This window comes from Nocardia sp. CC201C, assembly GCF_030010695.1.
In the GTDB taxonomy this organism is placed as follows: domain Bacteria; phylum Actinomycetota; class Actinomycetes; order Mycobacteriales; family Mycobacteriaceae; genus Nocardia; species Nocardia otitidiscaviarum.
Window position 1 is genome coordinate 1 of record NZ_JASCXP010000281.1, and the last position, 9,782, is coordinate 9,782.

General features: G+C 70.8%; 10 protein-coding genes. 6 read left to right on the forward strand and 4 right to left on the reverse strand.

The window, feature by feature from the left end; translation table 11 throughout:
• Positions 1–152: 152 nt before the first annotated feature.
• The 3 genes from QK444_RS24965 (at position 153) to QK444_RS24975 (ending at position 3,549) form a co-directional block, all read left to right on the forward strand.
• Positions 153–902 carry a class I SAM-dependent methyltransferase gene (locus QK444_RS24965; RefSeq protein ID WP_282784240.1) on the forward strand — a complete coding sequence of 250 codons (750 nt, stop codon included), beginning with the start codon at positions 153–155 and terminating at the stop codon, positions 900–902.
• Positions 903–916: 14 nt separating this feature from the next.
• Positions 917–2,260 carry a cation:proton antiporter gene (locus QK444_RS24970; protein WP_282784242.1) on the forward strand — a complete coding sequence of 448 codons (1,344 nt, stop codon included), beginning with the start codon at positions 917–919 and terminating at the stop codon, positions 2,258–2,260.
• A gap of 296 nt (positions 2,261–2,556) precedes the next feature.
• On the forward strand, positions 2,557–3,549 hold the full coding sequence (locus QK444_RS24975) for a hypothetical protein (RefSeq protein ID WP_282784244.1): 993 nt from the start codon (positions 2,557–2,559) through the stop codon (positions 3,547–3,549).
• Between the two features lie 426 nt (positions 3,550–3,975).
• On the opposite strand, the gene QK444_RS24980 is transcribed toward QK444_RS24975, so the two are convergent.
• The 3 genes from QK444_RS24980 to QK444_RS24990 all read right to left on the reverse strand — a co-directional run bounded on the left by QK444_RS24980 (position 3,976) and on the right by QK444_RS24990 (position 6,944).
• Positions 3,976–4,563: a CBS domain-containing protein gene (locus QK444_RS24980; RefSeq protein WP_200881348.1), complete on the reverse strand. Its 588-nt coding sequence runs from the start codon at positions 4,561–4,563 to the stop codon at positions 3,976–3,978.
• A gap of 1 nt (position 4,564) precedes the next feature.
• Positions 4,565–5,119: a flavodoxin domain-containing protein gene (locus QK444_RS24985; RefSeq protein ID WP_282784248.1), complete on the reverse strand. Its 555-nt coding sequence runs from the start codon at positions 5,117–5,119 to the stop codon at positions 4,565–4,567.
• A 253-nt stretch (positions 5,120–5,372) separates the two neighbouring features.
• Positions 5,373–6,944, reverse strand: coding sequence for an AarF/UbiB family protein (locus QK444_RS24990; protein WP_282784250.1), 1,572 nt, complete (start codon positions 6,942–6,944; stop codon positions 5,373–5,375).
• Positions 6,945–7,157: 213 nt separating this feature from the next.
• On the opposite strand from QK444_RS24990, the gene QK444_RS24995 reads away from it, so the two are divergent.
• A complete protein-coding gene (locus QK444_RS24995) occupies positions 7,158–7,961 on the forward strand; it encodes a sigma 54 modulation/S30EA ribosomal C-terminal domain-containing protein (RefSeq protein WP_282784252.1) in 804 nt (267 codons plus the stop codon).
• 49 nt (positions 7,962–8,010) lie between these two features.
• Here QK444_RS24995 and QK444_RS25000 read toward each other — a convergent pair whose 3' ends face one another.
• Complete coding sequence (locus QK444_RS25000; RefSeq protein ID WP_282784254.1) at positions 8,011–8,715, reverse strand: CBS domain-containing protein; 705 nt, start codon at positions 8,713–8,715, stop codon at positions 8,011–8,013.
• 233 nt (positions 8,716–8,948) lie between these two features.
• Here QK444_RS25000 and QK444_RS25005 point away from each other — a divergent pair, with 233 nt between their 5' ends.
• Both QK444_RS25005 and QK444_RS25010 read left to right on the forward strand, forming a co-directional pair.
• Positions 8,949–9,392 (forward strand): hypothetical protein, encoded by a 444-nt coding sequence (locus QK444_RS25005; protein WP_282784255.1) that lies wholly within the window; start codon positions 8,949–8,951, stop codon positions 9,390–9,392.
• A 202-nt stretch (positions 9,393–9,594) separates the two neighbouring features.
• Positions 9,595–9,782, forward strand: a 188-nt coding sequence (locus QK444_RS25010) for a hypothetical protein (RefSeq protein ID WP_282784257.1), incomplete at its 3' end; no start/stop codon positions are given.

The window sequence follows — 9,782 nt, forward strand, 5'->3', positions numbered from 1 at the left end:
ACCGCCATGGATCTGCGCCTGCTGGTCCTGTTCGGCGGGCGCGAACGCACCAGCGAACAGCTCGACGAACTGGCGGCGGCGGCCGGGCTGCGGCGGCTGTCCGCCCGCACTCTGCCGGGACCGACCCCGGTCTGGCTGATGGAGTACGCGCGGTGATCGACCCCTATGCCGCCACCGCCGAGTTCTACGACCTGGTCGCGGCGCCGCTGTGGGCGCGCAAGGGGCCGGTGCTGGCGGCCGCGCTGCGGCGGGCCCGGCCCGACCTGGGCCCGATCCTGGACATCGGCGCGGGCACCGGGCTGTCCACCGCGGCGGTCGCCGACGCGGTGCCGGACGCGAAGGTCATCGCGGTGGAGCCGTCGGCGGCCATGCGGATCGCGCTGGCCACCCGGATCGCGGTGCGCGGACTGACCGATCGCGTCACCATCGTGGCCGATCCGGTGAGCGCGCTGGCCTTTCCGGTCCGGCTGGGCGGGGCCGTCGTCTACGGCGTACTCGGCCACCTGCCCGCCGCCGATCGGACCCGGCTGCTGACCACGCTCGGTGAGCGGCTGGCTCCCGGAGCTCCCGCCGTCGTCGAACTGCTCGACGAGACCGCGCCGCCCACTCCCGCCCTGACCCGGATCGCGCGAGTTCCGGTGGGGGAGAACCACATCGAAGTCTGGAGCCGCGGTAGCGAGGACGAACCGTCGCGGCAGCCGGGCGGCCCGGCGCGGTGGACGCTGACCTACCGGCTGCTGCACCGGAACACGGTGCTGCGGACGGTGCAGACCCCCATGCCGTGGGCGGACTACGACCTGGCCGCCCTGCGTGCCGAGGCGCGGCGGGCGGGACTGCGCTGTACGCGCGTCGCCCCCGATACCGTACTGCTCACCCGCGGCGACGCCGCCGAATTCGAGTGAAGGACAGCCCGGTCATGCCCTCCCTGCTGGAGCTGTCCATGCACTTCTTCGTGCAGATGGCCGTCATTCTGGTGGTGTACCGGCTGGTGTGGCTGGTGTGCCGACCGCTGGGACAGGTGCAGGTGGTCGCCATCATGGCCGCCGGATTCCTGCTCGGCCCTTCGGTGCTCGGCGCGGTGTGGCCCGCCGCGCAGCGGTGGCTGTTCCCCACCACCATCGCCATCGGCGGCGAGACCGTGACCCATCCGTCGCTCGGCGTCATCTACGTCGTCGGGCAGCTCGGGCTGGTGCTGTACATGTTCCTGGTCGGCTCGGCCTTCCAGACCGACATTCTCGGCGCGCACGTCCGAGTGGCGGGGGCCACCGCCACCGCCGGGGTGGCGGTGCCGATGCTGCTGGGCGGGGCGACGGGACTGGTGCTGGCCGCCCGTGGCGGTTACTTCACCGACGAGATCGCATCCTGGCAGGCGGCGCTGTTCCTGGCCGCCGCGGTCGCCATCACCGCGTTTCCGATGCTGGCGTGGATCATTCACGATTCCGGGCTGCACCGCACGCGCATCGGCACCATGGCGCTGGCCTGCGCCGCCTCCGACGACGCCTGCGCGTGGGTGCTGCTGGCCGCGGTCGTGGCCAGTACCCGGGGTGATGCGGCGGGTGCGCTGATCGCGGTGGGCGGCGGCGTGGGGTTCGTGGTGTTCATGCTGACCGTCGGCAGGCGTGCGCTGGCACCGCTCAACGGCTGGGCGGACCGCGACCCGCACGGCGACGCCGTGGCGACCGCACCGCTGATCGTCATGCTCACGGTGGTGCTGCTGTGCGCCTGGTTCACCGACCTGGTCGGCGTGTACTCGGTGTTCGGAGCGTTCGTCGCCGGTATCGCCATGCCGCGCGGCCGCCTGCTCGATCAGGTGCGCGCCCGCACCGAACCGCTGGTGTCGTATCTGCTGCTACCCGCGTTCTTCATCTTCTCCGGCCTCAATACCGAACTGAGCCTGATCCTCGAGCCATCGGTCCTGCTGACGGCCGTCGCCGTACTGGTGGTCTCGTTCGGCGGCAAATTCGGCGCGGTCACCCTGGCCGCCCGCTACCAGGGCATGAGCTGGCGCGAAGCCGGTTCGATGGGCGCGCTCGCCAACGCCCGCGGCCTGATGGAACTCATTCTGCTGAATATCGGCCTCACCGCGGGCCTCATCACCCCCGCCCTCTACACCATCCTCGCCCTCATGGCCCTCGTCACCACCTTCGCCACCACCCCCCTCTTCCGACTCTTCGAACGCAACGCCCACAAGCACGGCCGCACCTTCGGCGCCGACGGCGAGGTGCCCATCCGATCGGAGGAGATGCGCACAGCCCGCTGAAGTCACTCGCGGCGGTGCCGTTCGGCCCTGCTGTCGACCGGGGCGGTGGCGCATGGTGAACGGTAGGCGGCCAACGGGTTTCGCCGGATCCGACTACCGCCCTCGAAAGGAGTGAGACAATGGACTGGCCCACCGCGGCGGTGCTCATCGCACTGCTCATCGCCATCACCGCGATCGTGACCACCATGATCGCGGCGCGCAATGGCAAGTCGTGATCTCGTGAAGTGACCATGGACCCACCGCTGGGGGCGGAAGGGCGGTACCGACCGCTCCCGGAGGCGACCAGACTCACCATTATGAGCAGCAGCGATTTCCCCACGACGGCAACCGTTCCCGATCGGTCGACGGTGACAGCGGCGCTGGAGCTCGCCGCTCGCGCCCCGTCCGTCCACAACACCCAGCCCTGGCGCTGGATCTTCGACGGGCACAATCTGCACCTGTACGGCGATGTCGACCGCCGCCTGCCAGCCACCGATCCGCACCATCGCCAGTGGGCGATGAGCTGCGGCGCCGAGTTGCATCACGCCCGGCTCGCCTTCGCCGCCCGCGGCTGGCACACCGATGTGGTCCGGCTCCCGGAGACCGAACATCCGGAGCGGCTGGCCACGCTGCGCTTCCACGCCTGGCCGGATCCGCCCGTGGCGGTGACGGCGCGGGCGGAGGCCATGGCCCGCCGCTACACCGATCGGCTACCGCTGGCCGAGCCGCAGGGGTGGGTCGCCCTGTCGCCCACCCTGCGCGGCCTGGCCTCCCCGCACGATCTCGCCCTGGACGTGCTGGACGAGAACGCCCGCTCCCAGCTGATCGAACTGTCCCGGCACGCCACCGCCGCCCGCCGCTACGACATGCAGTACCGGTCGGAACTGGATTGGTGGGCCGGGCATTCCGGTATGTCGTCGGGCGTTCCGCCGGAGGCGTTGCCCACCGTGGGCGAAGAGGCCCGCGTCGGCGTCGCGCGGTCGTTCCGGCATCCCGAGCACGCACCGCGCCGCACCGCCATCGACCACGCGCGACTGGTGGTGCTGAGCTCCCACGACGACACCCTGCTGCGCTGGCTGCACACCGGGGAGGCGCTCTCGGCCGTGCTGCTGGAGTGCACCGCGCACGACCTGGCGACCTGTGCCCTCACGCACGTGACCGAACTGCCCGCCGCGCGCCGGGCCATCGCCGACCTGCTGCCGCATTCGGCCCTGCCGCAGGTGGTGATCCGAGTGGGCAGCGTCGCCGAGGGGGAGCGTCCGCCGCTGACCGCGCGGCGACCGCTGACCGAAACCCTGACTTTCCACTGACAGATCGCACGCTGACAGATCGCATGCTGACAGATCGCACGCTGACAGACCACACGCTGACAGACCACACGCTGACAGACCTCATGCTGACGGGCTCATGCTGACGGGCTCACGCTGGCTGACGGACCTCACACACACAGACCTCACGATGGCTCGGGAGTCGCCCGGACCGCACGATGGCACCTCACGATGGCACCCCACGATGGCTCGCACCTCACGATGGCTCGGGGAACTGTCCGGATCGGGGTTTGTCGGCCGAATAGTCTTTCGCTGCCCGGTCCTTCGGTACCGAGTATTGGCGCCGACGACTATTGGGCCGACGACTATTGGTGCCGACGACCGGCACCGTTCGGCCGGTGTGTGCCGGGGCCACGAGGGCGGCGACTCGGCGGCCTCGAACGGTCGGTGCGGTCGGCGGCGACCGGTTCAGCGATCGGTGACCACGGCCGCGTCGTCGATCAACTCCACCCGGTCCACCCCCGCGACGGTGCGCGCCAGGGCCGCCACCACACTCTGCTCGCTGGCGTCGGCGAACAGTCCGCGGATGACCACCTGACCGTCGGTGACCTCGATGGACCAGGCGCGGCGGCTGCCCGCGTAGTCGTCGAGCAGGGCGCGCACGCGCGCCTCGACGGTGGTCTCGTCACGAATGAGCGCGCGCAGTAGATCGCTGCGGGCGACGATGCCGACCAGCAGGCCGTGCTCGACCACCGGCATGGACCGCAACTGCCCGCTGAGCATGCGCGACGCGATGGCGGAGATATCGGTGCCGGGCGTGACGACCTCGGCGGGTACCGCCATGACGGCCTCGACGATGGCGGTGTCCAGATGCGAGGTGACACCCAGTGCGTCGGATTCGGAGAACATGCCCACCACTCGGCCCTCGTCGTCGACGACGGGTAGTGCGGCGAAGCCGTGGCCGGTGAGCAGGGCGACCGCCGCGCGGACGGTGACCTGCGGTCCGACGGTGACGACCGGGCGGGTGAGGATATCGCGTGCGTACATGGTGATCATCTCACTGGTGTGTCGGGTTGGCGGAAATCGACGGCAGCCGAAGGGAATCGGCGATGGTGTCGGCCCAGCGGCGGATGTCGTCCCAGTCGCGCAGATCGCCGTAGCGGCCGCCGCCCATCGCCAGATAGATGAGGTGGACCCACAGCGGCACGCCGTCGCGGTCCATCCGACCGGCGAAGGTGCGGCTGCCCACGACACCCATCGAGGTGCCGATCGAGGCCAGCTTGCCCGCCCACTGTCCGGCGAACCAGCGTCCGACGGGACCGCGCAGCGCCGGGGCGAGACCCACGGCGAACAGCCACGTCGGGCGGCTCTCCAGCGCGTCCCGATGAGTGCGCGCGTACTCGTGCATCGTCGGCAGCAGATCCGTATTGCGCACGGCACTGCCCAGCACGACGGCGTCGAAATGGGCCAGCTCGGGCGCCTGCGTCACGGAGGTGACTTCGACCGCGGCTCCGCGCGCGGACAGGTGCGCGCCGAGGAATTCGGCGACCCCACGGGTGGAACCCGCTGCGGTTGCGTACAGAATCGCGATACGCGGTGTTCGACTTGCCATGGGAACAGCGTCGCGCGTGGGCGGCGCACTCGGGAGAGGCGTCCTGCCCGCGCCGACCGGGACCAATGTCCCCGAACGGCGTCCCCGAACGGCGTCCCCGAACGGCGCGGATCCCGTTCGCGTACGGGCGTTCTCGGTGCGGTTGTGCTCACTGCGGTTGTGCTCACCGCTGCCGTTCTCACCGCGGTTGTGCTCACCGCTGCCGTTCTCGGTGCTGCCGTTCTCGGTACTGCCGTTCTCGACGCGGCTGTTCTCAATGCGGCCGCACTCCGCGCAGCAGCCAGCCGCCGCCCGCCAGCGTCGCGACGGCGGGCAGCCAGCTACGCGGCGGCGGAGGCGCGACCGCGGCGGTGAGCTGATCCAGCACTCCTCGGTGCCGCAGCGTATCGGCGAGGTCGACGAGCAGATCGGGCATATCGAGGGCGAGGGCGAGATAGTCGATGCGCTGTTCGCGCAGCGTGGCCCAGAGATTGGCCGGGGTGGGCAGCAGCGCCAGCAGCAGTTGCGGCAGCAGGGGCCGCAGCAGCGTCGACAGGTCGAGATCGGGGCGGATCACCCGCGCCGTCGACTCCAGGGTGACCAGCGATCGGCACAGCAGCATGAGTTCGCGCGGGAAGACGATGCCGAAACTGCCGCCGAGTCCCAGATCTCGCAGCAGCAGTTGGGCCGCGGTCATGCCGGTCTCCGCCTCATACCAGTCCTCCACCAGATCGGCCACGGCATCGCGGAAGCCGCGCGGATCCGCGCCGGGGCGCAGGGTGGACATGCGCAGCAGTTGGGTGCCGACCGAGGCGTAGTCGCCACCGATGAGGGCCAGCAGCATGAGTCCCATGCGGCGGCGCTGCACACGGTCGAGGCGGCCGAACATGCCGAAATCGAGCAGGCACACGCGGTTGTCGGGCAGCAGCAGGATATTGCCGGGATGCGGATCGGCGTGGAACAGCCCGTCGGTGAACAGCTGCCGCACCATCCAGCTGGCCCCGGCGGCCAACACCTTCTCCGGATCGATGCCCGCCGCCGTCAGTTCCGCGGCGGGTGCGGGTTCCAGACCGTCGATGAGGTCGGTGGTCAGCACTCGCGAGGTACTGAGCTGCCGGTGCACCGCGGGCACCACGAACCGGTGGTCGGCGGCGCTGTTGCGGCGGATCTGCTCGGAAACCATTGCCTCGCGGCGGAAGTCGAGCTCCCGGGTGGTGTAGGCGGCCAGCTCGTCGACCGCGTCGGTGGGGCGGAAGGCCAGTGCGCCGGGGCGATGGCGTTCGATGGATCCGGCCATCCACCGCAGCAGGGCCAGGTCGCGGGCGACCAGTTCGTTCACCCCGGGCCGCTGCACCTTCACCGCCACCCGCCTGCCGCCTGGCAGCGTGGCGCGGTGGACCTGGGAGAGGGAGGCCGCGGCGAACGGTTCGGGTTCGAAGTCGCGGAAGAGCCGACGCAGCGGGGCGCGCAGTTCGAGTTCGACCGTCTGCCGGGCCGCGGCGGCGTCGAAGGGCACCGCGTGCGTGTGCAGGCGTTGCAGGGCCTGGGCGTAGGGGAGCGGGAGGTAGTCGGGGCGCAGCGCCAGCATCTGCCCGAGCTTGACGAAGGTGGGACCGAGTTGTTCTAGCACTTCGCGAATGCGTTCCGGCAGCGGGTGTTCCAGAGCCTGGTGATGTGGGCACTGGTCGAGTCCGGCCGCGCAGTGCAGTCGGCAGCGCAGCGACCCGCATTCGCGGACCGTCAAAGCGTCTCCGAGCCAGCTGGTTTCGCTGCTCCACAGCACCCGGCCGATCTGCGATGCGCGGGCGACCCGCGCCCGAATGCCCACATGTGACGATCGCGCCATGACTCCGCCTTCCGTCGTCGGCACCTCCACGCTCGCCCGCCGCGACGTCATCGCGATAGGGGATATCGGAATCGCGCGGCGGGTCCTCGGTCAGCAGTCGCGCCGGGGGCGCGCCGTGCGGCGGGGATGGTCGAACGGGTCGCCGCCTGGTGACCAAAGGCCCTCCGCAGGTGCCGATCGCGATGGCACAGTGCCTGACAAGGAGGTTCTGCGATGTTGCTGCAGCGTTCAACGGAGCCGGAGTCGATGCTGACGGTGTCGGTCGGTCACCACGTCTCGGCCGCGGGGGCGGCCTACGCCCGGGAGAAGGTCGGGCACGCCCTGACGTTCGCGCCCGAACCGGTACTCGCCGCGCGGGTGCGGCTCACCGGCCACCGAGATCCGGCGGTGTCGGAAGCGGTGGTGGCACAGGCGAATGTGAATATGCAGGGCCGCCCGGTCCGGGTCCAGGTGCGGGCGGCGTCGACCCGGGAGGCGGTGGACCTGCTGGCGGATCGGCTGCGTGCCCGGCTGCTGCGCCTGACCCGGAACTGGGAGGCGGTGCGCCACCGCCGGACGCCCACCCGGCCGCACGAGTGGCGACACGGCGCGTCCGCGCGGACCCCGCTGCCCTATTTCCCGCGCCCGGTGGAGGAGCGAGAGGTGCTGCGCCGCAAGTCCTATGCCCTCGGCACCGAAACCTGCGACGGGGCCGCCGCCGAGATGGACCTGCTGGACTACGATTTCCACCTCTTCGTCGAATCCGGCACCGGCCAGGACAGCGTGCTCTACCACGCCGACGACGCCGGTTTCCGCCTGGCCCAGCTGGATCCCCGCCCCGACGACGTCGCCCGCGGCAACACCCCGGTCATGATCAGCCTGGCCCCCGCGATCGTCACCGACCTCCCCGGCGCCATCGACCGCCTGGAGGTCACCGGCTGGCCGTTCGTCTTCTACCGCGACCCCGACCTCGGCCGCGGCTGCGTCGTCTACCACCGCTACGACGGCCACTACGGCGTGATCGTGCCGTCGCGCTGACGGCGCCCGGTGGCGGGCGGGGCCGTGCCGATGCCCGTCACCGCGGTGGTCAGGGGTTACGGGTGAGGGTGCCGTCGGGGCCGGTGCTCTCCATCGTGGTTTCCGGTCGGGTTTCGTCGATCTCCGCGGTGAGATCGGTGACGACGTCCACCACGCCGTCGACGGCGGCGGTGAGCACCCTGATGATCTCGATCATGCTGCCGCGCTCCACCGTTCCGCTCAGGGTGACCACACCCTGGTCGACCGTGACGGAAACCGCGGAGTGGGGTACGGACATCGCGCGGCGCAGCACCTCGTCACGGACTTCCGCGGCGAGTTCCGAGTCGGGGCGGCGGTACACGCTGAGCAGGTCCTTGCGGCTGACGATGCCGCGCAGCACCCGGTCGGGGCCGAGTACGGGTAGGCGCTTCACGTGTTGGCGGGCCATGAGGGCGGCCGCCGTGGTGAGCCGGGCCCCGGCGTCCACCGCTACCACGGGCGCGCTCATCAGGTCCGCGGCCGTGCGTCCGGTGCCGCGTTGCGTGAACAGTCTGCGGCGCAGGGCCTGCCAGGCGGAGACGGGTGCCACGCCCGCTCGGCGGCCGAGCAGATCGGCCTCGGTGACGATGCCGACCACCCGGCGGTGTGCGTCGATGACCGGGACGCCGCTGACCCCGTGTTCGGCCATGGTGCGAACGATGCCGTGGAAGGGCATGTCCACCGGCACCGTGATCACGTCCTGGGTCATGACGTCCGCGACTCGTTTATGCCTCATGGCGTGAGTGTCCGCCGCCGCAGCGGTGGTGGGGCAGGGCCGAAACGAGGGTGCGGGCGGGACTTTCGGCCCTGCGCGGCGTTGGTGCGCCGGAATCGAGTGCCGAACTACTCTGTCGGATTCGCTCTGTCTGCCGAATCCTCGTTTACAGGAGTGTTTTTCGATATCAGGGGTGTGCCATGAACAGCGCCGCTACGGAGGAACAGTTTGCGCCCGTGGGGGAGGAGCGGCCGATGACGGCCTATGTCGCGGACGTCTCGGTCGACGACGGTCCGGCCACTCCCATGCTGTGCCTGCTGACGAGGACGGGCGAGGTGGTCATTCCCACCGTGCCCGACGATCCCCCGGTACCCGACGGCATGACGCATGTGGTGCGGATCGAGCCACGCCGACCGTGGGCGAATCTCGCCCCCGGACAAGCTGTCTCGGCTCCCGACGACTACCGGTTGTGGCATCTGGGGGTCGGGAGCTCGGGTTCGAGTCCGATGGCGGGCGCGGCCCCGCTCGCCCTCACCGTCGGCACCGCGGTGGTGCCCCGTTCGCTGACTCGGACGCGCCCCGCTCCGGGACCTGCCTCGCACGATGGCTCCCGTCTGGCCCTCACGGCCGTTGCGACGCTGTCCGTTGCGGTGTGTGTGGTGCTGATCGTTCGCGCGTTGCGCGCCCGCACCGAATGACCTTCGGGCAGCTGACCTTCGGACAGCGGGCGGCAGCTGCTGCCGGGTCCGTCACGGCGTGCGGTGCTGCGTCGCGGCCGACGTGTGGGGCAGTGCGGTCGAACCCAGCACCATATGTGCGAAGAGGCCGATATCGGCGGCGCCGAGCAGCGATCAGATCGGCGGACCGGGACAGTTCCAGCAGCTCCCGATCGGCGTGGCCGTGCCGGATGTCGACAACTATGTCGAGGGGAGCGGTCGACTCCAGCTCCGCCGTGGACCGGAGCGCGGTGCGCCGGGCGCTGTCGAGCGCGGCGGCGGCCTGCCGATGACGGCTGCCCCCGGGCCGGTACTGGGGACGGTCCAGGGGTGGGAGCACGTAGACCAGGCGCAGCGGCGCGGAACGGGACA

What these genes read in the sequence shown, in the direction of transcription:
- QK444_RS24975 (WP_282784244.1), top strand. Translation starts at nt 2,557, where the DNA reads ATGAGCAGCAGCGATTTCCCCACGACGGCAACCGTTCCCGATCGGTCG.
- QK444_RS24980 (WP_200881348.1), bottom strand. Translation starts at nt 4,563, where the DNA reads ATGATCACCATGTACGCACGCGATATCCTCACCCGCCCGGTCGTCACC.
- QK444_RS25000 (WP_282784254.1), bottom strand. Translation starts at nt 8,715, where the DNA reads ATGAGGCATAAACGAGTCGCGGACGTCATGACCCAGGACGTGATCACG.
- QK444_RS24990 (WP_282784250.1), bottom strand. Translation starts at nt 6,944, where the DNA reads ATGGCGCGATCGTCACATGTGGGCATTCGGGCGCGGGTCGCCCGCGCA.
- QK444_RS24985 (WP_282784248.1), bottom strand. Translation starts at nt 5,119, where the DNA reads ATGGCAAGTCGAACACCGCGTATCGCGATTCTGTACGCAACCGCAGCG.
- QK444_RS24995 (WP_282784252.1), top strand. Translation starts at nt 7,158, where the DNA reads ATGTTGCTGCAGCGTTCAACGGAGCCGGAGTCGATGCTGACGGTGTCG.
- QK444_RS24970 (WP_282784242.1), top strand. Translation starts at nt 917, where the DNA reads ATGCCCTCCCTGCTGGAGCTGTCCATGCACTTCTTCGTGCAGATGGCC.
- QK444_RS25005 (WP_282784255.1), top strand. Translation starts at nt 8,949, where the DNA reads ATGACGGCCTATGTCGCGGACGTCTCGGTCGACGACGGTCCGGCCACT.